Origin of the sequence: Mesorhizobium sp. M0239 (assembly GCF_040321815.1) — a bacterium.
Lineage (GTDB): Bacteria > Pseudomonadota > Alphaproteobacteria > Rhizobiales > Rhizobiaceae > Mesorhizobium.
Map to the genome: position 1 here is coordinate 41,183 of NZ_JAMYSG010000005.1, position 23,867 is coordinate 65,049.

A 23,867-nucleotide genomic window follows, 5' to 3' on the forward strand; every position below is an offset into this window, starting at 1 on the left:
ATGGACTTTCAGCGGACCTGGATCTTGGGGCTTTAGGAATCTTTATGACTGGACCGACGACACCGGAGACCCGGCTCTGGACCCCTGCGGGTTTTCACGAGGATGAGTGGACGCATGCCGAAAGCGCCGATGCGCTGTCCGGCAACGGCCGCTTCATCCTGCCGTTGCAAGTCTTCCTCGATCTGGATCCGGAGGTGCGCCGCTCGGCCAAGGAACGGCTCGGCGTCCTGCTGCAGCCGGGTGATCAGCTCGAGAAGATTGCCGACCTGCTCGACCAGCTGTCGCTGGTGGCATTGGCCTTCCCGGCCTTCAGCGACGGCCGCTCCTTCTCTAAGGGAGAACTGCTGCGCGGCCGCTACCATTTCGAAGGTGCCGTTCGCGCCACGGGCCAAGTGCTGGTGGACCAGCTGCCGCATATGCTGCGGCTGGGCTTCGACGAGTTCGAGATTTCCAATCCGGTGCTGTTGAAGCGCCTGGCGGAGGACCGTACCGGCGGATTGGGGCTCTACTACCAGCCAGCCGCCGTGCCGGAACCAAAAGGCCCGAAATACTCCTGGCGGCGCGTTCGCAGCAGCTGACGTTGCGGTAATTCCGCGCGTCTTTACATCAGTCGTGTTCAGGCCTTTTCTTGATCATCCGGATGGAAATCCGTGGACGATCGGGGAGGGGTCTTCATGCGTTACGACTATGTCATAGCCGGCGGTGGGTCCGCCGGCTGTGCGCTTGCCGCGCGGCTTTCGGAAGATCCATCGAAAACGGTCTGCCTGATCGAAGCTGGCGGCGAGGGCAGGGATATGCTGATCCGCGCTCCTGCTGGCATTATCAGCATGCTTTCCGGCCGGCCCAGAATCAACAACTGGGCCTTCGAGACCGTGCCGCAGCAAGGTCTTGGCGGCCGCAAGGGCTACCAGCCGCGCGGCAAGGCGCTGGGCGGCTCCAGCGCAATCAATGCAATGCTCTATGTCAGGGGCCATCGCAGCGACTATGACGAATGGGCAAATCTAGGCTGCGAGGGCTGGTCGTGGGATGAGGTGCTGCCCTATTTCCGGCGCGCCGAGGGCAATGAGCGCGGCACTGATGCGTTGCATGGCGGGGACGGCCCGCTGAAAGTGTCGAACCAGCGCTCGCCGAGGCCGATCGCCAAGGCCTTCATAGAGGCTTGTGCCGAAAACCAGATTCGCGCCTCGGACGATTTCAACGGACCGGAACAAGAGGGCGCCGGCTATTTCCAGGTGACCCAGTTTGCCGGTGGCGCCCGTAATGGCGAGCGCTGTTCGACTGCCGCCGCCTATCTCCATCCGGTGATGCAGCGGACCAATCTGACCGTGGTCACGCGGGCGCACGCCACAGGCATCGTCCTTGACGGCAAGCGCGCCACCGGCATCCGCTACCGGACACGCAAAGGCGAGACAGTGGCACAGGCGTCGCGCGAGGTGATCCTCTGTGGCGGTGCCTTCGGTTCGCCGCAGCTTCTGTTGCTGTCGGGTATCGGCCCGGCGGCCGAACTTGCCGTGCATGGCATTCCCGTCGTCCACGAATTGCCGGGCGTCGGCAAGAACCTGCAGGATCACCTCGATTTCATCGTCGGCTGGAGATCGAAGGACACCGATATGCTTGGCATGAGCCCGCGCGGCGCGTTGAGTTTCCTCAGGCACATCGCGCAGTGGCGCCGGGATGGAACCGGGCTGATCGCCTCGCCGGCGGCCGAGAGCGGCGCTTTCGTCAAATCCGACCCGGCGCTTGAACGCCCTGACCTGCAGCTGCAATTCGTCATCGGCCTGGTCGAAAACCATGCGCGCACGCTGCACTACGGCTTCGGTTTTTCCTGTCATGTCTGCATATTGCGGCCGCACTCACGTGGCGAGGTTGGGCTGGCCAGCGCCGATCCATTTGCCGCGCCACGCATCGATCCGCGCTTTCTCGGCGACCAGCGCGATGCGGAACTGCTGCTGAAAGGCGTGAGGATCACCCGGCAGGTGCTGGCTTCGCCGGCGCTGACGCGCTACCGGCACAAGGAAATGCACATCGCCGGCGAGCCGAGCGATGCCGATCTGATGACCCATATCCGTACCCGCGCCGACACGGTCTATCACCCGGTCGGCTCCTGTCGGATGGGAGTCGACGAGATGGCGGTGGTCGATCCGCAACTCAAGGTGCGCGGGCTTGAAGCCTTGCGTGTCGTCGACGCCTCGGTGATGCCGACACTGATTGGTGGCAACACCAATGCCCCAACCATCATGATCGCCGAAAAGGCCGCCGACATGATCAGGGCTGCCTGATCGGAGCTCCAGGCCGCGGCGCCCATAGCGCGGCGGTCCTTTTGTTATGACGCAATTGCCCAGGGAAAACGTTACGCGCTTTCCCTGGAAAACCGTTCAAACTTCTCCTGGAATTGCTTAAGCCGCCGCCCGTGCCTCGCGGAACGACACCAGCTTGCGGCGGTTTTCGTCCCACAATGCCAGTTTGACGCAGCGCAAGCTTTCGAGCAGCGTGACACGGCCGATGTCGCGCAACTCGGGATAATCCCGCAGCACTTCCTGCAACCGGTAGCACGGCACCTTGGCGGAGAGATGATGGACGTGATGGACACCGATGTTGCCGGTGAGCCAGTTCAGCACCGGCGGTAGATCGTAATAGGACGATCCGTGCAGGGCAGCGTGCTGGAATTCCCAGTCGGCATCCTTCGCCCATTCCGTTTCCTCGAACTGGTGCTGGACGTAGAACAGCCAGATGCCGGCCGAACCGGCGAGGATGACGATCGGCAGGTGGACCACCAGGAAAGCGCCCGGGCCGACGAACCATATGAGGATGGCTGCTGCGACCGCGATGCCAAGATTGGTGGTCATCGACGACACCCAAGGGGTCAGGCCGCCGCGCATCATGCCGACGGGGAGCCTTTGCTCGAAGATGAACAGCCAGATCGGACCGAGCCCGAACATCACCAGCGGGTGGCGATAGAGACGGTAGGCGAGGCGGCCTCGCCACGACATCTGCCGGTATTCTGCAACGGTCAGCGTCCGGATGTCGCCCATGCCGCGTTCGTCAAGATTGCCGGCGCTGGCGTGGTGCGTCGCGTGGGCACGCCGCCAGCAATCGTAGGGCGTCAGCGTCAGGATGCCGAGCGCGCGGCCAATCCAGTCGTCGGCGTAGCGATTGGCGAAGAAGGAGCCGTGGCCGCAGTCGTGCTGGATCATGAAGATGCGCACCAGAAACCCGGCCGCGGGAAGGATGAGGACCAGTCCCCACCAATGGCCATAGGCATAAGCCGCCGAGGACAGTCCCCAGAGTATGGCGAATGGAATGAGGGTGATGGCGAGTTCGACGGCGCTGCGCCGCCTGTCGGGCTTCTTGTAGCGGGCGAGAATCTTCAGCCAGGCGCGCTTGCTGTTGGCCACCGCCTCAGGGGAAATCATGTTCATCAGGAAGCATAGGCGCGGTGCTTCGCCGCCGCAAGGCAACATCACGCAAAATTACTGTGCGTAATTGTCGCGTGGCTTGGCGGTCGAGCCAGCCAACCGCCAGCTCAACCTGCTGATGACGTCGACCGCTATTCGCGATCGAGGATAGGACAGCCGCGCTCGGTGCCAAAAGTCACGCGCACGCGGTCGCCACCCTGTCTGCCGCGGACCGTGATCTCCCGGCGGCCGATGGACTCAATTCTTGCGCGGCGGATGCCCATTCGCTCTGCCTTGTCGAGAGCCCGGTCTTCCGTGCAGCCTCGTTGACGCCGGTCGCGCCGATCGTCGCGACGGGGACCTTCGCAATCGTCGTAGGCGGGGTCGCAATCTTCCATGAGCTTCAGCCGCGGGCCATGTTTGCCCAATTGCAGCTGCAGATTGTCTGCTTGTGCCGGAAAGGCCGCCAAGGTGATGGCGCCGAGGCCGACAAGCGCCATCAGCGATGAGGTAATCGAAACCTTGCGCATTACGTCCTCCATTTGAACCAACCCATCTATCCTTAGATGGTTCGGCTCTCCACGGCTATTGCCGATAGGAGGTTTGCTGCCAAGATCGATTGTTGCGTTACGGCCGGCGCCAGCCGATGTCACCGCGCTCCGCCCCATCGAGGCGGTCGAGCAGTTCTCTGAGCCGGTCGGGGATGTCGGCCTCGGTGCGGAAGGCCGGCAAGGTGCGCAGAAAGCGGGTCACCGCCTCGGCGCCGAACTGGCGCCTGATCTCGATGGCCAGCCCCTCTGTCTGTTCGCCCATGTTGCGGGTCATCATCTCAAAATCCTGTCTCGGCTTCGAAACTCCTGCAGCAAGAGAATGGTTCCCCCATCATGCCTGTGTGGCAAGCAAAGCCGGCGGTTAAGGTAAAATTTGAATTAAAGTCGAAATGTCTTGCCTGTCATTGCCCGGCCTTGGCCGGCGGCTTCCATAGTCGCTTACCCCTTGATTTTTGGCCGCCAAACATCGATATCGGGCACAAAATCCACATCATTCGAGATTGACGGGAAACGGCGATGAGCGACCAGGCAAAAGACGAACGCGCGCCCGATGAAGTCGAGGCGACCGAGCCCACAGTCGAGCGCACGGAAGGCAGCACCGACGGTGATTATGAAGCCCTTGTGCGGCTGCTGAAGGAAAATGAAGAGCTGAAGGACCGCGCGCTGCGCGTGGCGGCCGAGATGGAAAACCTGCGTCGCCGCACGGCGCGCGATGTGCACGATGCGCGCACCTACGCGGTCGCGAATTTCGCCCGCGACATGTTGTCGGTGTCGGACAATCTGCGCCGCGCGCTGGATGCGATTCCCGCCGAGGCCAAGGCATCGGGTGACGCCGGCTTCAAGGCGCTGATCGAAGGCGTCGACCTCACCGAGCGCGCCATGCTGTCGGCGCTGGAACGGCATGGGGTCAAGAAGCTCGCGCCTGAAGGCGAGAAGTTCGATCCCAATTTCCACCAGGCGATGTTCGAAGTGCCCAATCCGGATGTCCCGGCCAACACCGTGGTCCAGGTCGTGCAGCCGGGCTATTCGATCGGCGACCGCGTGCTGCGCCCGGCCATGGTGGGCGTCGCCAAGGGCGGGCCAAAGTTCGCCGCCGCTGAAGCACCGGTCGAGCCGGGGCCGGTGAACGAACAGGCCGAGAAAGATGCGTGAGGCAGGGAATAGGCAGTAGGCAGTAGGCAGTAGGAAACTAGGGCAGTCGTATCATCGCGCGGCTTCGTGCTATTCATACTGCCTAATCCCTAATCCCTACTGCCTTGGCCTCATGAACCCTATCGCGCTTCTTGATTATGCCGGTGTCGCCGTCTTCGCGGCGACCGGGGCGCTGGCGGCTTCGCGTAAGCAACTCGACATTATCGGCTTCCTGTTCCTGGCCAGCGTCACCGGGATAGGCGGTGGCACGCTTCGCGACGTTATCCTCAACCTGCCGGTTTTCTGGGTCGCCAACTCCGGCTATGTGCTGGTCTGCGCCGCGGTTGCGGTGCTGGTCTTCTTCGGCGCGCATCGTGTCGAATCGCGCTGGAAATGGCTGCTCTGGCTCGACGCCGTCGGGCTCGCCGCTTTTTCGGTGATGGGCGCGGCCAAGGGGCTTGCGATTACAGGCTCGCCGGTCGTGTCCGTCATCACCGGCGTGCTCACCGCCACTTTCGGCGGCATTTTGCGTGATCTCCTTGCCGGCGAGCCATCTGTGCTGCTCAGGCCCGAGATCTACGTTACGGCGGCCCTTGCGGGTGCCGGCCTTTACACGCTTGGCGAACTTGCCGGACTGCCGCCGCTCGCCTCGGACCTCGCCGGTTTTGCGGCGGCGTTCCTCGTGCGCGGTGGTGCGCTCAAATTCGGCTGGTCGTTTCCGTCCTACAAGAGCCGACCCGGCAGGCGGCCGGAAGATATTCCGTGAAGAGAGGGAATAGGGAATGGGGAATAGGGAATAGGGAATAGGGAATAGGGAATAGGGAATAGGGAATAATCAGTAGTCACAGGAGCTTAATCGTGGCGTCATCACTACTGCCTACTGCCTACTGCCTACTGCCTACTCAATCTCACGCCGCGAAGCGCTGGGCTTCGCCGCCATAATAGTTGACGTAGCGTGCGCCGATCTCCTTGACCGGCATCACGACGAACACATCGACCGTCGAGAATTCGCGATCGATGACGCAACCATCGCCGATGCGGGCACCGACGCGCAGATAGCCCTTGACCAAAGGCGGCATCGCGGCGATCGCCGCCTTGGCATTGACGGCCTCGATCGGCATCAGATCCATCGAGCAATAGCGCCCGGACACCGCGCGCACGTCCCAGGCCGAGTTCGTCCGGCAGTGGTGGGCGAGGTAGGTGAGCGCCTCGGCATGCGCTGCCGGCACGGTGCCGTTAAAGGACGCGCAGCCGGTCATCACACCGATTTCGTAATGATTGATGTAAGCCCAGATGCCTTGCCACAACGCCTCGATGGTGCGCTTCGAGCGGTATTCCGGCAACACGCAGGAGCGGCCGAGTTCAAGGAAACGCTGGCCGGGGTGGCGGGCGATGAGCTTGGTCAGCTCGAATTCACCTTCGGAATAGAAGCCACCGGCCGTGGCCGCGATTTCTTGCCGCAGCAGCCGATATGTGCCGACGATGCGGCGATGTTCGGGACCGGAAAGCGTGGTGTCCAAAACCAGCAGATGGTCGCAGAGCGGATCGAACCGATCGGCGTCCCGGCGGTCATGGGCCTGGAACAGGTCCTTCCTGGCGCCAAGTTCGTCGTAGAACACCCGGTAGCGCACTTCCTGCGCGGCCGCGATCTCGGCCTCGTTGCGAGCGAGCCGCACTTCAAGATTGCCTATACGGCCCAGCGCAGCGCCCTTTATGACGGAATCGACGTTACGTCCGGCAAGCAAGGCGCTGCTGGCGTTCGGCCGAGTGTCACATTCCGGCATAACTGTATGCACGAGTGATTCTCCTTCGAGCCATCCCTCTTGGCACGGGGATACGGTGTAGGTGCAACAGGATTGTGACAGTACCGTGATACGACGTCATGGGCAATACTTCGTCGGCTGGCGAATACGATCAACCGGCTACGTTTAAGTGATCGCCCGTGCCGAATGACGGTGGAAAGCTCAGGCCGCGACGACCTGCCCCTCGACAGCATTGACCAGCGCCTCGGGGTCGAGCGGCTTGGTGACAAAGCCGCTGGCGCCATGGGCCAACACCGCATGACGGGTCTTTTCCTGGCTGTCGGCCGACAGCACCATGATCGGCACCGGCCGCACTGCACTTTCTTCCTCATGGCGGCGGATGGCGGCAATCGCGTCCAGCCCGTCCATGACCGGCATGTGCAGATCCATCAAGACCACGTCGAAGCGGTCCTTGTGCGCGGCGCCGGTGACAGCCTCGACGGCGGCCTTGCCGTTGCCGACCACCTTGACGCGATGCCCGGCCTTCAGCAGCGTGGCGCGGGCCAGCATGGCGTTGATGTCATTGTCCTCGGCGATCAGCACCGACAGGCCGCGCTGGCGGTTGCCGACGGCGCGCAGCGTCGGCGCGCCGCGCCTTTCCGGCTGCGGCGGGCCGAGGCTCGGAGCATGGCTGCTCAACAGCACACGCAGAAGTGTTCCGCCACGCACCGGTCTGGCCAGGAAGGTTGCGTAGCCGCTGGCTCGGAACTCGCCAAGCATGCCGCGATCGGTCGGCGCGATCAGCGTGATCGCCTCACAGTCGGAGAAACCGCTTTGGCGCAGGCGCTTGAGCAGCCTTCCGTCGCCTTCTTCCATCGCTGCATCGACCAGGATCGCATCGCAGCCGGCGGCGAAAGGCGCGGCCTGTGCGGCAGTGGTGGCGATGTCGACCGCGCCGCCATTGGCGCGGATGGTGCGGGCGATGGCGTCGGCCTCGACGGCGTTCTTCGACAGGATCACCGCGCGTCTGCCCGAGAGAGCATTCTGGTGGCCCTGCGGCGCTTCGGTGGCCGCTATCGCAGGGATTTCGAAGACGAACTCGGATCCCTGGCCGAGCCGGCTGGATACCGAGATCGTGCCGCCCATGGCGGCCACCAGGCGTCTGGAGATGGCAAGGCCGAGGCCGGCCCCGCCATGTGTGCGTGTCGACGTGCCGTCGGCCTGCTCGAACTCCTCGAAAATGCGCTCCAGGTCGGCATCACGCAGGCCCGGACCGGTATCGGCGATGGTGAAGCATATGCGGTCGCTGGTTTCGGTGCGTGCGCATGCTATGCTCACCAGCACGCCGCCGCTGTCGGTGAACTTGATGGCGTTGCCGATGAGGTTGAGAAGCACCTGCCTCACCTTGCCCGGATCGGCGGTGATCAATTGCGGCACGTCGGGTTCGACATGGCAACCCAGCCCGATATCCTTGGCGAAAGCCCGCGCTGCCAGCAATTCGATGATGTTGTCGGCGATCTCGCGCACCGACATCGGCTGCGGCTCGGGGTCGAAACGCCCGGCTTCGATCTTGGAATAGTCGAGAAGATCCTCGATCAGGGCAAGCAATGCGCTGGCCGAGGTCGAGACCGCGCCGACATAGGTTTGCTGCTCCGGCGACAGGCTGGTGTCGGCGAGCAACCTGGCCATCCCCATGATGCCGTTCATCGGGGTGCGGATTTCATGGCTGACGGTGGCGAGGAAGCGCGATTTGGCCTGGCTGGCATATTCGGCCCGTTCGCGTGCGGTGATCAGCGAGGATTCGGCGCGTTTGCGGGCGGTGATGTCGCGGGCGATGGCGCGGTGCGAAACCGCGCCGCTGTCCTTGTCGCGCACCGACAGTTCGATCCAGGAGAACCAGCGCTGCCCGCTCGGCGTGCTGATAGAGACATCGGTGGAACTCAGGCACTCATGGTCGGAAAAGGCGGCATCGGGAACCATGCCGACCTCGATGCCCAGTTCTGCCAGGGTCTTGCCGGCAAGGTCGCGCTGGTCGATCTCGACGAGATCGGCGAAGACCTTGTTGGCATAGACGATGTAGCCATCGCGGTCGCGATGGATGACGAGATCGCCAAGCGCGTCGATCAGGCCGCGAAAGCGCTCATCGCTCTCCTGCATCTCCCACATGCGGTCGGCCAGCGTCTCGATCTCGGCGCGGCTGCGGGCAGTGGTTTCGTCAAGAAGGGCAGAGGTGCGATGTTCGCTCCGCCTGGCGCGCAGATGCAGGGCAAGACCGGCAAGACCGGTTGCCAGCAATGCGACGCTAATGAAGATTGGTGCCCCGGTCAGATGCGCCAGCCCGGCCACCACCACGATGGCGACGAATGTCAGAAAGGGCAGGCTTTCGCGCCTGGAGAATTCCGGCTCGGGCACCAGCGGCGGGAGCACCGCATCGACGTCGTCGCCAGTGTCCGCCTGTTGGCTGCCGGATTCCGCGATCATGCGAAATCCTTGCCAGACAGAGATTATGGAAAATTGCGGCGGATCGTTCGAATTTTAGCGGATGAGCGCTTTTTGCCGAGGCGCGGCGGGTTTGCCGCAGATCTGGCGATTCCATCCCTTCCGGCAGTTGGGCGGAGTCACATATCCACGACGACGCGGCCGCGGATCTTGCCGTCGACGATGTCGCGCGCGGCATCGACGATGCCGTCGAACCCGATGGTGCTGGACAGGCTGGCGAGCTTCTGAAGATCGAGGTCGGTGCCGATGCGGCGCCATGCCTCGAGGCGGACTGCTTTCGGCGCCATCACTGAATCGATGCCGAGCAATGAGACGCCGCGCAGGATGAAGGGCGCGACGCTGGTCGGCAGGTCCATGCCGCCGGCCAGGCCGCAGGCGGCGACCGCGCCGCCATAGGAGGTCATCGAGAGCACATTGGCCAGCGTGTGGCTGCCAACTGCGTCGATGCCGCCGGCCCAGCGCTCCTTGGCCAGCGGCTTGGCCGGCTGGGCAAGCTCGTCGCGCGATATCACTTCGGCGGCGCCAAGGTCGATCAGATAGGGGCTTTCGGCATTGCGGCCGGTGGAAGCAATGACATGGTAGCCGAGGCTGGACAGGATCGAGACCGCGACCGAGCCGACACCGCCGGCCGCCCCCGTCACCACCACCGGGCCGCGATCGGGCAGGATGCCGTGCCGCTCCAGGGCCATGACGCAGAGCATGGCGGTATAGCCTGCGGTGCCGACGGCCATCGCGTCATGCGGGCTGATGCCCTGCGGCAGCGGCACCAGCCAGTCGCCTTTGACACGGGCGCGGCCAGCATAGGCGCCGAAATGGGTTTCGCCGACGCCCCAGCCGTTCAGGATGGCTTTGTCACCGGCGCGCCAGTCGGGATGGGAAGACGAGATGACGGTGCCGGCGAAATCGATGCCCGGCACCAGCGGCCAGCGGCGGATCACCGGCGCCTTGCCTGTGATCGCCAGGCCATCCTTGTAGTTCACCGTCGTTGCCTCGACCGCGATGGTGACATCGCCTTCCATCAGGTCGGCGTCGGTGAGATCGGTCACGGTTACCGACTGCTTTTTCTCGGCGTCACGCGAAACGAGGATGGCTTTGAAGGTTTCGGACATGTCTTTCTCCGCGATCGTGTTTGGCGACATGAACTGTGCGGCGATGGCGGCACGGGGTCAATCCTTCGAAGACTTGGCCTTCGAAGACTTGGCCTTGGAAGGCATGGCTTTGGAAGGCTTGGCGTTGGACGGCCCGGGCTCGCGCCGCCAGCCGAACAGCTCGTCGAAGACGACCAGTGCCGCGCCCACCGAGATGAAGGCGTCGGCAAGGTTGAAGACGGCGAACGACCAGACCGTCGTGTGGAACAGGATGTAGTCGATGACGTGGCCGTAGACGGCGCGGTCGATCAGGTTGCCGAGCGCGCCGCCGACGATCAGCGCAAAGCCGGTGCGGGCAAGGATCTGGGACGGCGCGATCCGCGTCGCCAGGAACAGCACGAAGGCAACGACGGCGAGCGAAATGACGATCAGCCCGGTGTCGCCGAAGGATGAGAACATCGAGAAGGCGATGCCGGTATTGTAGGTGCGAAACAGCGCCAGGAAGGGCAACAGATCAACCTTTTCCTGAAAAGGCAGACCGGCCTCGACCAGGTACTTTATCCACTGGTCGAGCGCGATGGCCGCGACGACGAGCAGTGCGTAGGGAGTCCATGATCTCACGGGCAGGCAACCTTCATTGCTGGTCCAGGATTGGCTCGAGCTTCAGCGCGCCGCGCCGGATCTCGAACAGCATGATGCCGGTGGCGACGGCCAGATTGAGCGAATCGGCACGGCCCGCTTGCGGAATCCTGAGCAGCCTGTCGCAGCTCGCAGCCAGGCTTTCGGGCAGCCCCTGCTGCTCGTTGCCCATCATCAGCAGCACGGGCCCGCGGGAAAAATCGACCGAGCGGTAGTCGACGGCGCCTTTCAGGTGGGTTCCGGCGACGAGGCCTGAGAAGCCGCCTCGCCAGGCAAGGAAAGCCTCGGTCGTCGCCTTGGCTACCGGCACGGCAAAGATCGAACCCATGGTGGCGCGCACCGTTTCCACGGAGAATGGATCAGTGGTATCGCCGACCAGGATGACGCCTTTGGCGCCGACGGCATCGACGGTGCGGATGACGGTGCCGAGATTGCCGGGATCGCGTACCCGATCGAGCGCCACCCAGACGTCGCCATTGTCGGCGCGCACATCCTTCAAGGCGAGGAATTTCTGCGAAAAGACGCCCACCACCATTTGCGGATTGTCGCGGCGGGTGATGGCGACCAGCACCTTTTCCGACACTTCTAGCACCATGCCGCCTGCGGCAACCGTGCGTGCGGCCACCTTCTCCACCGCCGCATTGCCGCGCCCTGCCTTGGCGAAAACTAACGTCCTGATCTGCCAGCCGAGATCGAGCGCATCGATAACCAGCTTCAACCCTTCGGCCATGAAGGCGTTCTGCTGGTCGCGGAATTTCTTCTGCGCGAGCGCCTTGATGTCCTTGACCAGCGGATTGGCGAGGCTGGTGACCTCCTTCACCTGGCCAGGTGCGCCTGCATGCCGCTCGTTCATTCAGCCACCCAACGCGAAAACAGTGAGGTCGAGAGCGCCCGGCCGGCGGACTTTTCACGGATGATCAGCTCACCCGATTCCATCTTGCCGCCCATGCCGGCAAACGTATCGCGCATCAAGGCGTGGATGGCGAAGAAGGAGGCGCGGATGGAATAGGCGGTCAGCACCACGGCAAGCGGCTTCGGCGTCAGGATCGCCCGGCAAAGTTCGGTCAAATCAGGCAGGTCCTCGAACAATTGCCAGACCTCGCCCTTGGGGCCACGGCCATAGGCCGGCGGGTCGAACAGGATGATGTCGTAGCGGCTGCCGCGACGCTCCTCGCGCTCGGCGAATTTGACCGCGTCGTCGACGATCCAGCGGATCGGCTTGCTGCCGAGGCCGGCCATCTCCTGGTTTTCACGGGCCCAGCCAATTGCCTTCTTCGAGGCATCGACATGGGTGACCTCGGCCCCGGCGCGAGCCGCCACCAATGAGGCGAGACCGGTATAGCCGAACAGGTTCAGCACCTTGACCGGCCGCTTCGCCGCCGCGATCAGCCCGGCCATGTGATCCCAATGGGAGGCCTGCTCGGGAAAGACGCCGACATGACGAAACGAGGTGAAACGGCCGAGATAGTCGATGCCGTCATGCTTCATCGGCCAGGTCTCGCCGAGTGGCAGCTTGGGAAAACGCCAGCGGCCGATACCCTCCTCGTCGGTGTCGCCGGTGAAGACGGCGTCGGCGCGCTCCCATTCCTTTGCCGGCAAGGCCTTTTGCCAGATCGCCTGGCCCTCGGGCCGTACGATACGGTAGGGGCCATATTGTTCGAGCTTTTGGCCGGTGCCGCTGTCGAGGAGCGCATAATCGGCATTGGGCGCCACTTCCAGGATCACGGGAAGATGTTCGGCGGGCAGAGCGCCTTCGCGGCGGGCCAGGATGCGCGGCGCCGAGTTCGGTTCGGAACGACTTTCCGTCTTCGCCTCATGGCGCTCGCGCGGTGGCGCTTCCGGTCTGGCGGGAGCCTGGCCGGGACGCGGACGCGACACGTCCGCCGCACCCTTCGCGGATGGATGTGGACGGTTGTCGCGGCGTTTGTCGCGAAAAGACTTCAAGCGGGGGCAACTCCGAACGGGGTGGCCGCTTTTGACATAGGGCAACCGGCTTCGCAACCAAGTCCGACAGGTCGGCCTCTCCGGTTCAGGTTGGCCGCGATGGACCAATGTCAAAGAAACAGGCAAATCTACCGGATGTCCCGCTCCGAACGCCTGCTCGACCTGATCCAGTGCCTGCGCCGGCATCGCCGGCCGGTGAGCGGGCAAGCGCTGGCCGATGAACTCGGGATTTCGATCCGCACGCTCTACCGCGACATCGCCACGCTGCAGGGCCAGGGCGCGCCGATCGAGGGCGAGGCGGGTGTCGGTTATGTGCTCAAGCCCGGCTTCATGCTGCCGCCGCTGATGTTCAGCGACGAGGAGATCGAAGCCATCGTGCTCGGCTCGCGCTGGGTCGCCAAGCAGCCGGACCAGCGTCTTTCGGCCGCCGCTGCCAACGCGTTGGCCAAGATCGCGGCTGTCCTGCCGGACGATCTGCGCGAGGATCTCGACGCGAGCACACTGCTGGTCGGCCCTCCCGCCATGGCCATCGAGACCATCGACCTTGGCCTCGTACGGCAGGCCATCCGCAACGAGCGCAAGCTCGGCTTTCTTTACCGCGACGCTGGCGGCGCTGCGTCCGAGCGTGTCGTGTGGCCATTTGCGCTGGGCTTCTTCGACAAGGTGCGGGTGGTGGTGGCGTGGTGCGAGATGCGGCACGATTTCCGGCATTTTCGCACCGATCGCATTACCGAACTCCATGCAACAGATACGCGCTATCCCCATCGTCGCCAGGCGCTGCTCAAGGAATGGCGGGCAACGCTCGACACGTCGCGTGGTTCGTGACGGCTACTGCCAGAAACTGACAGTAGCGCATCCTATGTTCGCCAAGTCGAAACGCTGAACCTTGGAGAGCAGACATGACCACCCCGAATTTCGTCATCCTCTATGTCGACCAGCCGCAGCAGAGCGGCGCCTTCTACAGCGCGCTGCTCGGCCGTCAGCCGGTCGAAAGTTCGCCGACCTTCGTGCTGTTCGTGCTCGATGCCGGCTTCAAGTTCGGCCTGTGGTCGCGCCATACGGTGGAGCCGGCAGCCGCCACGTCAGGCGGTGGCGCCGAAATCGTGTTTGCGCTGGATACGCCCGATGCGGTCGATGCCGCCCATGCCGACTGGTCCGGGCGCGGGCTGACAATCCTGCAGACGCCGACCGACATGGATTTCGGCCGTACTTTTGTCGCGCTCGATCCCGACAATCATCGCCTGCGCGTCTATTGGCTGTCCGACGGCGCACAAGCCGATGGTGACCAGAAATGAGCGCGTATTGGATCGCGGTGGCATCGGCCGAACATGTCCGGCGGGGTCGCGCAGCCGGCTTCATGCAGGTCAATCACGGCAAGGCGGCACCGCTGCGTCGCGTCAAGCCAGGCGATGGCATCGTCTACTATTCGCCGACCACTGTTTTGGGCGAGAAAGATGGCCTGCAGGCCTTCACCGCGATCGGCACGGTGCGGGAAGGCGGGCCCTATCAGGGCGATATGGGCGCCGGCTTCACGCCGTTCCGCCGCGATGTTGCGTGGGCTAAGGCCGAGGAAGCGCCGATCAAGCCGCTGCTCGACAAGCTCGAATTCACCGTCGGCAAGTCGAACTGGGGTTATCAGCTTCGCTTTGGCCTGTTTTCGGTCAGCGCGGCCGATTTTGCTCTGATCGCAGAGGCGATGGGCGCCAAAACGGCTGCGGCAGCGAATTAAGTCTTCATCGCCTTGTAGACGGCAATGCCGGCGGCAAGATCCTCGAGCGCCGCGCCGACCGACTTGAACAGCGTGATCTCACCGGCGCTCTCGCGACCCTTCTTCTGCCCGCGCGCCAATTCGTGCAGATCGGCGACGATGGTTTCCGGCTTCAGCACGCCGGAGGCCAGCGGCTGGACGATGTCGCCGGCTTCCTTGGTGGCGCCGGCGCGGGTGTCGACATAGACGCGGGCAAGCCTGATCGCGTCGTCATCGCTCTCGCGCATCGTCGGCGTAAAGCCTCCGACCAGGTCGACATGGGTTCCCGGCTGCAACAGCGCACCCTTGATCAACGGCGTGGTGGTGATCGTCGCCGAGGAGACGATGTCGGCCTGCCCAAGCTCGGCATCGAGATCGCTCGCCGCGCTGGCTGCAAAACCCTCGGCGCGCAGGTCGGCGGCGACTTTCTCGGCATTGGCCGGAGTGCGGTTCCAGATGCGGATGGTCTTGATCGGCCGTACGGCCGAGTGCGCCTTGGCGAGGAAGGGCGACAGCGCGCCGGCGCCGACCACCAGCAGCCGCGAGGCATCGTCGCGGGCGAGATAGGAGGCCGCGAGCGCCGAAGCGCAGGCGGTGCGCCACTGTGTCAGCCGCTGGCCGTCGATCAAGGCCTCGGGTTCGCCGGTGGCGCCATTGAGCAGGAGATAGAGCCCCATCACCGCCGGCTTGCCGATGGCATTGTTGTCGGGGGACACGGTAACGATCTTGACGCCGACGTGACCGCCGGCCGACGTGCCGGCCGCGTTGAGATCGGTCCAGGCCGGCATCAAAAGCAGGGTGGAGGCGGCACCATCTGGCCGCTCGATCGTATGATGATGCCTGACCGGCTGCACCGCACCGTCGCGAAACGCCATGCGCAGCGTCTCGACCAGCCTGGCAAAGCTCAGGGCATGGTCAACCTCTGCGGCCGAAATGGTCAGCATGCAAAACTCCGTGGGGACAAAACCGCCAACAGGCGGTTCAAGCGGTCGGCTTCGGCAATGCGGACCCTTGGGCGGACCCGTGGGCGGAGCCTGGGGCCGTTCCCGGAGCCTGGCTTTGTGATACCGCCGGCGCACGGCTGACCGCCTGGCGCAGGTTCTCGGCCTCGACGCCGCGCTGGCGCGCCAGCTTGCGATAGCGGCCCTGCTTGACCCAGGTTGCCAGGCTGCCGACGATCATGCCGATGGCGAGTGCCAGGAACAGGAAGATGAACAGCGGCAAAGTCAGGGTCAGCTTCGGATTGCCGGGGTTGAACGGATCCAGCGTGAAGGCGACCAGTTCGCGGTTGGCAACGGCGAGTGCGATCAGGATGATCGCCAGGGGCACGAAGATCGCGATGAGCATGAAGCGATTGAACATGATGTTTTCCGTCGGAAGCTGGCCTGTCCGAAGGCCGTCAGGCGCTGACGTCGCGCCTACTTGCCGCCGTTCAGCCTTTCACGCAGTTCCTTACCAGTCTTGAAGAACGGCACCCATTTTTCCTCGACCTCGACGGATTCGCCTGTGCGCGGATTGCGGCCGGTGCGGGCGGGACGATTTTTCACCGAAAAAGCGCCGAAGCCACGCAACTCGACCCGGTTGCCTTCGGCAAGGGCGTCGGTGATTTCATCGAAGATGGCGCCGACGATGTTTTCGACGTCGCGCAGGAAAAGATGCGGATTGCGCGTGGCAATAATCTGCACAAGTTCGGACTTGATCATGAGACGGGTCCCCGTGAAAGCAGTGCGGTCAAAATTATGAGGATGATTTTATTTGCTTTTTTCACTTGCCCCAAACGGCGTCTCAAGGGTGCCAGACGGAAACGAGACCGTCAAGAAACAAGCGGTCGGCTCCGAGTTCATGGATGACGTCGCCGCTGTAGGCGGGCAGGCCGAGCGCACTGCCGATGGTTTGCGCCATCGCTTTCGAGAACAGGAAGCTGCCGCGCCGTTCGGTATCCTTCCACTCGACGACCTTGAGCTTGGCATCGACGCCCTTGGTGGCCAGCCAGTCGACCGCTACGGCCTCGCCGCCGACGGCGTCGATCAGCCCGTTGGCAACGCCTTGGCGCCCGGTGAATATCGAGCCGTCGGCAAGCGCCAGCGCTTGTTCGCGGGTCATCTTGCGGCGTTCGGCGACGATGTCGACGAACCAGTTGTAACTGTCGAGGATGAGTTTGCGAACCATGGCGCGCTCGTCGTCATTGGTCGGCTTGAAGGGAGAGGGCGCGGCTTTCAGCGGCGAGGATTTCACCTCCTCCAGCTTGACGCCGAGCTTGTCCATCAGGCCGCTGACGTCGGGATACTGGATCAGCACGCCGATCGAGCCGACGATCGAGGTCTTGCGGGCAACGATGTGATCGGCGGCACTGGCGATCATATAGCCCGCCGATGCGGCGAGCGTGCCGACTTCCGCCACCACCGGCTTGTCGGCGGCCAGCTTGCGCACTTCTTCATAGATCGATTCACCGCCAACGGTGGTGCCGCCAGGCGAATCGATCGACAGGATCACCCCTTTCACCTTCGATGAAAGACGGATGGTTTCCAGGCGCTTGATCAGTTCCTCGTCCTCGGTGATCGTGCCTTCGATCTTGACCTTGGCAATATGGTCGACCGTCGAGCCGCCGAAATCGTCGCCATAGAACCAGGTTGAAAGCGCAATCACCCCAAGGGCTACGATGCCTATGGCGACAACGCGCCAGAATGTCAGCTTGCGCCGCAAACGGCGGCGGTCGATCAGGTCGTCGGCTCTCAGTGCCATGGTCAGCCTTTCAGTCGGCGGAAGGGGACGCTTTTAGACCATGATCCTCTCATCGGGAAGCAGTTCTCTTTCCGGCAGTGTCTCAGTCTGAAGTTTGCGCAAACGGCTAATCCTTTGGCCGAGTTGCGCAAACGCCCTATATACCGGCAAAAGGCATAGGAGATTTCATGATCGCCAAACACACAACCGCCGAAGATATGGCTCGAACTGTAGGCGTCGACCCGAACACATTCCGCCAAGCGTTGCGTAATGTGAAGCACCCTCGGAAACGCAACACTGATTGGGAAGTGAAAATTGGCAGCCCATCGTATTCGGGAATGCGCACCGTTCTTGTTGGTCTCATACAGAGGAAGGCGGCCTGACGCCGACCGGATCTAAAGCCAAAAGCGTCCCGCCGACGTGATCGGCAACGCCGCATACACGATCGGCCAGGCTGGCCAGGCGGGGCATCCGACATCTCCCCTCACGTTTTTGGGCAATTACCGCGAGGTCGGGCGGCGAGACAGGCGCTGATAAATTTTACGCCGCGTGTCTGTTTCTGCTATGGAGAACACGCAGTTGTGCGGACTTCGTTTTCGTCTGTACAAAGGCGGTTGTCACACTTTTGCAGTTTTCGTGGGCTTGTGCTTGCTTGAAAGCGCCGGCGTCCCACCTATAGGCGGTGCTCAAGGGCGGGCAGGGTTAGAAGAAAGCAGTGAATGTTAGCGCGACCTATTGAACCAACCAACGCCGAGGCGGTGTTGGCTCCCCCGGCGGACGGCCGGACGCGCGGCGATGCTTTCGACCGTGCACAGCGTCATTCGCGCCGCGTGCGCGTTCTCAAATTTGCCGTGCCAGTGGCCGCGGCACTGATAGCGGTCGCTTTCCCGGTCTATTCCTATCTCGCCGCACCCGTCGCCGTGAAGGTTCAGGCGGAAGGCACTGCCTTTTCCAACGGCAAGCTGGTGATGGCCAATCCCAAGCTCAACGGTTTCACCAAGCAGAAGCAGCCTTATTCGATGACGGCGCTGCGTGCCATTCAGGATGTCAGCACGCAAGGTATCATCGAGTTGGAAGGCATCGACGCCAAGGTGCCGATCGCGCCCGACAATGTGGCGGCGGTCAAGGCCTCGCACGGCACCTACGATCGCGACGGCAATACGATGAACCTGACCAGCGACGTGACGATCACCACGACCGACGGCATGCAGGCCAAGTTCAAATCGGTCTTCCTCGACATGGGCAAAGGCACTATGAAGACGGGAGATCCTGTCGATGTTAGCCGTGGCGGGTCGCGGATCACGGCGGATACGATGTCGGTCCAGGACAATGGCAAGGTTCTGGTTTTCGAGAACAAAGTGCGCGTCAACATCGATTCCGCCGCCTTGAAGGCGGCACAGGGAAACAGCGGAGAAACCAATGCGGCTCAGTAGTTCGACGCGGCTCGCGGCTGCAACTTCAGCGTTGCTGCTGCTCGGACTCGTGCCGTCATGGGCGCAGACGACCAGTCAATCAGGCCTCAAACTGTCCGGCGACAAGCCGATCCAGATCGAGAGCGACAAGCTGGAAGTCCGCCAGGCCGACAGTGTCGCCATCTTCACGGGCAATGTCAGCGTCGTCCAGGGGCCGACATTGATGAAGGCCGGCAAGATGACGGTCTACTACGTCAAGGACCCCAACGCCGCTGCCAAGGGCACGGAGGCCGCGGGTGCGGCGATGACGGGCTCGGCCAACATCGATCACCTGGAGATCTCCGACAAGGTTTACATCAAGTCGGATGCGCAGGTCGCGACCGGCGATCAAGGCAGCTTCGATATGAAGAGCCAGGTGCTGGTGCTTTCGGGCAAAAAGGTCGTTCTGTCGCAAAACGACAATGTTCTGGTGGGCTGCAAGCTTACGGTGCAGATGAAAAGCGGACTGGCTCAGGTGGATCCATGTGCTGGGCAACGCGTCCAGATGTCGATCACGCCGCCGCCGAAATCGGGAGCGACGAACCCCTGATGGCCAGCCTGTCGTCGTTGACGGCGCGTCTTCCGGGACGGGCCGCCGGCAAGCTTTCGGCGCCGGCCACGGTGACCGTCGATGCGGGAAAGTTCAAGGGAACCCTGATCGCCAAGGGGCTGACCAAGAGCTACAAGGGCCGCAAGGTCGTCAGCGGCGTCACCATCGGCGTGCGCGCCGGCGAGGCCGTTGGACTGCTCGGCCCCAACGGCGCCGGCAAGACGACCTGTTTCTACATGGTTACCGGCCTCGTGCCGGTGGATGAAGGCACGATCGAGATCGACGGCTTCGACGTCACGTCGATGCCGATGTACCGTCGCGCACGCCTCGGCATCGGCTATCTGCCGCAGGAAGCGTCGATTTTCCGTGGGCTCAATGTCGAGCAGAATATCCGCGCGGTGCTGGAAGTGGTCGAAAAGGACCGCAAGGTGCGCGAGCGCAATCTCGACGAACTGCTCGAGGAATTCCACATCAGCCATCTGCGCAAGGCGCCATCCATGTCGCTTTCGGGCGGCGAGCGGCGACGCCTGGAAATCGCGCGAGCGCTGGCGACGCGTCCGGCCTACATGCTGCTCGACGAGCCTTTCGCCGGCATCGATCCGATCGCTGTCGCCGATATCCAGCAACTGGTGCGCCACCTGACAGCGCGCGGCATCGGCGTCCTCATCACAGATCATAATGTGCGCGAAACGCTCGGCCTGATCGACCGCGCCTACATCATCCATGCCGGCCAGGTGCTGACCCATGGCAGGGCCGACGAAGTGGTGGCAAACCCGGATGTGCGGCGACTTTACCTCGGCGAGGGTTTTACGCTCTGAACGGTTCGTCGTTCATGGAAAACGCCAATCCCCTCCGTCTTTTCGTCTTGACGCAATTCCCAAGGGAAAGCGCTATGCGCTTTTCCGGGAAAACCGTTTCACACTTTTCCTGGAATTGCTCTGAGCGTGAAATTTGTTTCCTGACACGATTTTTGCGGTTCGCGCGGCGCTTTTTTCTCGATTTTGCTCCGGGATAACGCTCCGGTAAGCGCGTTTTGCTACCAATTGCCTTGACAAGCAAAAGCCGGGCCAGTTTTTATGGCCGGCTGCAAAATTCTTGCCCGGAAGTCGGGATGCGTAGACGAGGCGTTTGAAACCGAACCATGGCGTTGGCGGCCAAACTACAGCTACGACAATCGCAGTCGCTGGTGATGACGCCGCAGCTGATGCAGTCGATTCGGCTGCTGCAGTTCACCCATGTCGAGCTTGAGCATTTCATCGACGAGGAAATCGAGCGCAATCCGCTGCTGGAACGCGCCGAGCCGCAGGACGATGCCGCCAGCGACCAGGCGCAGAAGATCGAGGCGGAGCCGCAAGCCACCGCCGAAGGCGACTGGTTCGAAAACGAGACGCAGTGGAGCGCCGAGGCGATCTCGGACAAGCTCGACACGTCGCTGGAAAACCTGTTTCCCGACGACCCGGGCACCAGCGAGCGGCTCGGTCCCGACCTGACGGCACAATGGAAGTCGGCTTCGGGCAATGGCGCGGGTTCCTCATCCGAGTGGTTTGATGCGGGCGATATGGCGACTGCTGTGATCACGCTGCGCGACCATGTCGGTGAACAGGTGGCGCTAGCCTTCGCCGATCCGGCTGCACGGCTGATCGCCGCCGAACTCGCCGACGGCCTTGACGAGAGCGGCTATCTGCGTGCCGACCTGGCCGAGATCGCCGTTCGTCTCGGTGCGGATGCCGCCGCCGTCGCGAAGGTGCTGGCGGTGTGTCAGACCTTCGAGCCGGCCGGCCTGTTTGCCCGCGACCTAGCCGAATGCCTGTCGCTGCAACTTGCGGTGCGCAACCGGCTCGATCCGGCGATGAAGGCGCTGGTCGCCAATCTCGAACTCCTGGCACGGCGTGATTTTCACGCATTGAAACGGATCTGCGGTGTCGACGAGGAGGATCTGCTCGACATGCTGGCGGAGATCCGGGCGCTCGATCCCCGGCCGGGCATGGCGTTTTCGGGCGGCGCCAGCGACGCGATCGTCGCCGATGTCGAGGTGCGCGCGGCCAATGACGGCAGCTGGACGGTCGAGCTCAATGCCGAAACGCTGCCGCGGGTTTTGGTCGACCATATCTATTTCGCCCAGGTCTCACCGCAGGCCAAGAACCAGGCGGAAAAGGATTTTCTGGCCGAATGCCTGCAGAATGCAAACTGGCTGACGCGCAGCCTCGACCAGCGGGCAAAGACCATCCTCAAGGTCGCCTCGGAAATCGTTCGCCAGCAGGATGCCTTCCTCGTCCATGGCGTGCGGCAGCTGAAGCCGCTCAATCTGCGCACGGTGGCCGACGCCATCGGCATGCACGAATCGACGGTCAGCCGGGTCACAGCCAACAAATACATGCTGACGCCGCGCGGCGTGTTCGAGCTCCGGTATTTCTTCACCGCCTCGATCGCCGCCTCGGGCGGCGGCGATGCGCATTCCTCGGAAGCCGTGCGTGACCGCATCAAGCAGTTGATCGACGAGGAAAAACCCGTCGACGTGCTTTCCGACGACGCAATCGTCGACATGTTGCGTGAAAGTGGCGTCGACATTGCAAGGCGTACGGTCGCCAAGTACCGGGAAGGCATGAATATCCCCTCTTCGGTGCAGCGCCGACGCGAGAAACGGGCGATGGCCAGCGCCGGGCGCTGAGCGGGTCGATTTTCCACAGGCCGGCACTTCATTGACAAGCCGCGGTGAAGTGGCTAGAAGCCCGCCCGCATGAGACGGGCTAGATGCCCGCATGCGGATGGTCCGTCACGACGTTGGCCTCGGGACGGTCAAAGGGCGGCTTGTGATCAACCGGAAAGTTTGGATTTAAAATCGGCGCAAGTGACGCCGCAAAGCTTGTGCGCACGGATCACGAGTATAAACTCGGGCCAGTTTGAAGCCTGAGCAGGAAGGTCAGTTTTCAGATGAATCTGCGCATATCGGGAAAACACATGGACATCGGCGATGCGTTTCGGACACGCATCAATGATCGCGTCGGCGAAGCGATCGGCAAATATTTCGATCGCGGCTTTGCCGGACATGTCACGGTCATCAAATCGGGCTCGCGCTATTCGGCGGACTGCATGATCCGGCTGGATTCCGGCGCTTCGCTGCAGGCCACCGGCGATGCCCAGGATCCGACATTGGCCTTCGAGGCCGCGGCGGATCGTCTGGAAACCCGCCTGAGGCGCTACAAGCGCCGGCTGAAATCGCACAATTCGGGCGCCGCCAACGGCCAGCCGACCGACATAGCCTACACGGTGATGGCGCCGCTTGCCGATGACGACGAGGACATTCCGGAGAATTTCGCGCCGGCCATCGTCGCCGAATCAACCATGACGCTGAAGACCATGTCGGTGGCGTCGGCGGTCATCGAGCTCGACACCAAGGACAGCCCGGTCTTTGTCTTCCGCAATGCGGGAACCGACCATCTCAACATCGTCTATCGCCGACCCGATGGAAATATCGGCTGGATCGACCCGTCGACGACCAAGGTCGCGCAAGCGTGACGACAATGGTCGCACGGACGTGACGACCACGGTCGCACTGGGATAAGAGCCGGCCGCACGAGGGGTGGGGACTGGTGACGGCAGGCGAACAAGGGATTTTCAAGCATGGATCTGAGCGATCTTATCAACGTTCCGGCGATACTGCCGGCGTTGAAGGCGAACTCCAAGAAGCAGCTGCTGCAATTGCTGTCCGAACGGGCAGCGGCGATTTCCGGCATTCCGGAGCGGGAGGTGTTCGACACCATCTTGCAGCGTGAGCGGCTGGGTTCGACCGGCGTCGGCAACGGCATCGCCATTCCGCACGGCAAGCTGGCCGGCGTGAAGCGCATCGCAGGTGTTTTCGCCCGGCTGGAGACGCCTGTCGATTTCGAATCGCTGGATGATCAGCCCGTCGATCTGGTGTTTCTGCTATTGGCGCCGGAAGGGGCGGGCGCCGACCACCTCAAGGCACTGTCGCGCATCGCGCGGGTCCTGCGCGATGCCGACACGGTGGCCAAGATCAGGGGTACGCGCGACGCCACGGCTATCCACGCGCTTTTATCGGACACCCAGGCTTCGCACGCGGCCTGAATTTCGAGAATGATATCGCCACAGGGCCGCCATGGGCGGCCCTTTTCCGTTTCAGCGGGAAATCGCTCTCAGTGAATGGCGACCGTGGTCAGATCGTTTTCCATGGCACCGGCCAGAGCGCGGTCACGCGCATCGGAAAGCAGGATCGGCTGGCCATTGGCGGCAAACAGCGCCCACAGTTCCATGCCGGGGGCGATTTCGCCGAGATTGGGGAAACGGCCGAGCAATTCGTCGCTCGAGACCTTTCTGAGATAAGCGACCGAGCCTTCGCCGAGATGAGCGAATTCGCCATTGGTCATGGTGATGTTTTCAGTTCTGGTCAT

General features: G+C 62.9%; 28 protein-coding genes. 14 read left to right on the top strand and 14 right to left on the bottom strand.

The window, feature by feature from the left end; translation table 11 throughout:
* Window positions 1-44: 44 nt before the first annotated feature.
* Both NKI99_RS06055 and NKI99_RS06060 read left to right on the top strand, forming a co-directional pair.
* Window positions 45-578: a DUF934 domain-containing protein gene (locus NKI99_RS06055; protein ID WP_352610169.1), complete on the top strand. Its 534-nt coding sequence runs from the start codon at window positions 45-47 to the stop codon at window positions 576-578.
* A 96-nt stretch (window positions 579-674) separates the two neighbouring features.
* Complete coding sequence (locus tag NKI99_RS06060; protein ID WP_128303220.1) at window positions 675-2,279, top strand: GMC family oxidoreductase; 1,605 nt, start codon at window positions 675-677, stop codon at window positions 2,277-2,279.
* 117 nt (window positions 2,280-2,396) lie between these two features.
* On the opposite strand, the gene NKI99_RS06065 is transcribed toward NKI99_RS06060, so the two are convergent.
* The 3 genes from NKI99_RS06065 to NKI99_RS06075 all read right to left on the bottom strand — a co-directional run bounded on the left by NKI99_RS06065 (window position 2,397) and on the right by NKI99_RS06075 (window position 4,223).
* Complete coding sequence (locus NKI99_RS06065; protein WP_023812521.1) at window positions 2,397-3,419, bottom strand: fatty acid desaturase; 1,023 nt, start codon at window positions 3,417-3,419, stop codon at window positions 2,397-2,399.
* A gap of 128 nt (window positions 3,420-3,547) precedes the next feature.
* A complete protein-coding gene (locus tag NKI99_RS06070) occupies window positions 3,548-3,925 on the bottom strand; it encodes a hypothetical protein (protein ID WP_023812522.1) in 378 nt (125 codons plus the stop codon).
* 97 nt (window positions 3,926-4,022) lie between these two features.
* Complete coding sequence (locus tag NKI99_RS06075; protein ID WP_352610170.1) at window positions 4,023-4,223, bottom strand: hypothetical protein; 201 nt, start codon at window positions 4,221-4,223, stop codon at window positions 4,023-4,025.
* A 239-nt stretch (window positions 4,224-4,462) separates the two neighbouring features.
* Between NKI99_RS06075 and grpE the strand changes: the two genes are divergently transcribed.
* Window positions 4,463-5,098, top strand: a complete 636-nt coding sequence (gene grpE, locus NKI99_RS06080) for a nucleotide exchange factor GrpE (RefSeq protein ID WP_352610173.1) — start codon at window positions 4,463-4,465, stop codon at window positions 5,096-5,098.
* Between the two features lie 112 nt (window positions 5,099-5,210).
* Window positions 5,211-5,843: a trimeric intracellular cation channel family protein gene (locus NKI99_RS06085; RefSeq protein ID WP_352610176.1), complete on the top strand. Its 633-nt coding sequence runs from the start codon at window positions 5,211-5,213 to the stop codon at window positions 5,841-5,843.
* A gap of 142 nt (window positions 5,844-5,985) precedes the next feature.
* On the opposite strand, the gene olsB is transcribed toward NKI99_RS06085, so the two are convergent.
* The 6 genes from olsB to NKI99_RS06115 all read right to left on the bottom strand — a co-directional run bounded on the left by olsB (window position 5,986) and on the right by NKI99_RS06115 (window position 12,989).
* Window positions 5,986-6,861 carry a l-ornithine N(alpha)-acyltransferase gene (gene olsB / locus NKI99_RS06090; RefSeq protein WP_352610380.1) on the bottom strand — a complete coding sequence of 292 codons (876 nt, stop codon included), beginning with the start codon at window positions 6,859-6,861 and terminating at the stop codon, window positions 5,986-5,988.
* A gap of 180 nt (window positions 6,862-7,041) precedes the next feature.
* On the bottom strand, window positions 7,042-9,300 hold the full coding sequence (locus NKI99_RS06095; protein WP_352610179.1) for a response regulator: 2,259 nt from the start codon (window positions 9,298-9,300) through the stop codon (window positions 7,042-7,044).
* Between the two features lie 137 nt (window positions 9,301-9,437).
* Window positions 9,438-10,427, bottom strand: coding sequence for an acrylyl-CoA reductase (NADPH) (acuI, locus tag NKI99_RS06100; RefSeq protein WP_128303215.1), 990 nt, complete (start codon window positions 10,425-10,427; stop codon window positions 9,438-9,440).
* Between the two features lie 57 nt (window positions 10,428-10,484).
* Entirely contained in the window at window positions 10,485-11,027 is a 543-nt protein-coding gene (gene lspA, locus NKI99_RS06105) for a signal peptidase II (RefSeq protein ID WP_352610182.1), read from the bottom strand.
* A gap of 13 nt (window positions 11,028-11,040) precedes the next feature.
* Window positions 11,041-11,898 carry a TrmH family RNA methyltransferase gene (locus NKI99_RS06110; RefSeq protein WP_013529576.1) on the bottom strand — a complete coding sequence of 286 codons (858 nt, stop codon included), beginning with the start codon at window positions 11,896-11,898 and terminating at the stop codon, window positions 11,041-11,043.
* Window positions 11,895-12,989, bottom strand: coding sequence for an RsmD family RNA methyltransferase (locus NKI99_RS06115; RefSeq protein WP_352440855.1), 1,095 nt, complete (start codon window positions 12,987-12,989; stop codon window positions 11,895-11,897). The genes NKI99_RS06110 and NKI99_RS06115 overlap by 4 nt, the downstream gene beginning before the upstream one ends.
* Window positions 12,990-13,124: 135 nt before the next feature.
* On the opposite strand from NKI99_RS06115, the gene NKI99_RS06120 reads away from it, so the two are divergent.
* From NKI99_RS06120 to NKI99_RS06130, 3 genes are all read left to right on the top strand, one after another.
* On the top strand, window positions 13,125-13,814 hold the full coding sequence (locus NKI99_RS06120) for a helix-turn-helix transcriptional regulator (RefSeq protein WP_128303212.1): 690 nt from the start codon (window positions 13,125-13,127) through the stop codon (window positions 13,812-13,814).
* 74 nt (window positions 13,815-13,888) lie between these two features.
* The gene (locus NKI99_RS06125) at window positions 13,889-14,284 is read left to right on the top strand and encodes a VOC family protein (RefSeq protein ID WP_128303211.1); all 396 of its coding nucleotides are present in this window, start codon (window positions 13,889-13,891) and stop codon (window positions 14,282-14,284) included.
* Complete coding sequence (locus tag NKI99_RS06130) at window positions 14,281-14,718, top strand: EVE domain-containing protein (RefSeq protein WP_023812532.1); 438 nt, start codon at window positions 14,281-14,283, stop codon at window positions 14,716-14,718. The genes NKI99_RS06125 and NKI99_RS06130 overlap by 4 nt, the downstream gene beginning before the upstream one ends.
* On the opposite strand, the gene lhpI is transcribed toward NKI99_RS06130, so the two are convergent.
* From lhpI to sppA, 4 genes are all read right to left on the bottom strand, one after another.
* Entirely contained in the window at window positions 14,715-15,680 is a 966-nt protein-coding gene (lhpI, locus tag NKI99_RS06135; protein ID WP_023812533.1) for a bifunctional Delta(1)-pyrroline-2-carboxylate/Delta(1)-piperideine-2-carboxylate reductase, read from the bottom strand. The two genes, NKI99_RS06130 and lhpI, sit on opposite strands and share 4 nt — an antisense overlap.
* A gap of 37 nt (window positions 15,681-15,717) precedes the next feature.
* Window positions 15,718-16,098 carry a LapA family protein gene (locus tag NKI99_RS06140; protein ID WP_023812534.1) on the bottom strand — a complete coding sequence of 127 codons (381 nt, stop codon included), beginning with the start codon at window positions 16,096-16,098 and terminating at the stop codon, window positions 15,718-15,720.
* 56 nt (window positions 16,099-16,154) lie between these two features.
* Complete coding sequence (locus tag NKI99_RS06145; RefSeq protein WP_006200394.1) at window positions 16,155-16,439, bottom strand: integration host factor subunit beta; 285 nt, start codon at window positions 16,437-16,439, stop codon at window positions 16,155-16,157.
* Between the two features lie 82 nt (window positions 16,440-16,521).
* Window positions 16,522-17,478: a signal peptide peptidase SppA gene (gene sppA, locus NKI99_RS06150; RefSeq protein ID WP_023812535.1), complete on the bottom strand. Its 957-nt coding sequence runs from the start codon at window positions 17,476-17,478 to the stop codon at window positions 16,522-16,524.
* A 167-nt stretch (window positions 17,479-17,645) separates the two neighbouring features.
* Here sppA and NKI99_RS06155 point away from each other — a divergent pair, with 167 nt between their 5' ends.
* From NKI99_RS06155 to ptsN, 7 genes are all read left to right on the top strand, one after another.
* Window positions 17,646-17,840: a hypothetical protein gene (locus tag NKI99_RS06155; RefSeq protein WP_127296383.1), complete on the top strand. Its 195-nt coding sequence runs from the start codon at window positions 17,646-17,648 to the stop codon at window positions 17,838-17,840.
* A gap of 336 nt (window positions 17,841-18,176) precedes the next feature.
* Entirely contained in the window at window positions 18,177-18,890 is a 714-nt protein-coding gene (lptC, locus tag NKI99_RS06160) for an LPS export ABC transporter periplasmic protein LptC (protein ID WP_128303210.1), read from the top strand.
* Window positions 18,877-19,458: an LptA/OstA family protein gene (locus NKI99_RS06165; RefSeq protein WP_023812537.1), complete on the top strand. Its 582-nt coding sequence runs from the start codon at window positions 18,877-18,879 to the stop codon at window positions 19,456-19,458. Before lptC ends, NKI99_RS06165 begins: the two co-directional genes overlap by 14 nt.
* On the top strand, window positions 19,458-20,276 hold the full coding sequence (gene lptB / locus NKI99_RS06170) for an LPS export ABC transporter ATP-binding protein (RefSeq protein WP_013529586.1): 819 nt from the start codon (window positions 19,458-19,460) through the stop codon (window positions 20,274-20,276). The genes NKI99_RS06165 and lptB overlap by 1 nt, the downstream gene beginning before the upstream one ends.
* Before the next feature lie 323 nt (window positions 20,277-20,599).
* Window positions 20,600-22,126, top strand: coding sequence for an RNA polymerase factor sigma-54 (rpoN, locus tag NKI99_RS06175; RefSeq protein ID WP_128303209.1), 1,527 nt, complete (start codon window positions 20,600-20,602; stop codon window positions 22,124-22,126).
* A 263-nt stretch (window positions 22,127-22,389) separates the two neighbouring features.
* Complete coding sequence (hpf, locus tag NKI99_RS06180; protein WP_013529588.1) at window positions 22,390-22,974, top strand: ribosome hibernation-promoting factor, HPF/YfiA family; 585 nt, start codon at window positions 22,390-22,392, stop codon at window positions 22,972-22,974.
* Window positions 22,975-23,079: 105 nt separating this feature from the next.
* Window positions 23,080-23,544, top strand: coding sequence for a PTS IIA-like nitrogen regulatory protein PtsN (ptsN, locus tag NKI99_RS06185; protein WP_111548784.1), 465 nt, complete (start codon window positions 23,080-23,082; stop codon window positions 23,542-23,544).
* 68 nt (window positions 23,545-23,612) lie between these two features.
* On the opposite strand, the gene NKI99_RS06190 is transcribed toward ptsN, so the two are convergent.
* Window positions 23,613-23,867 carry a BQ00720 family protein gene (locus tag NKI99_RS06190; protein ID WP_023760740.1) on the bottom strand — a complete coding sequence of 85 codons (255 nt, stop codon included), beginning with the start codon at window positions 23,865-23,867 and terminating at the stop codon, window positions 23,613-23,615.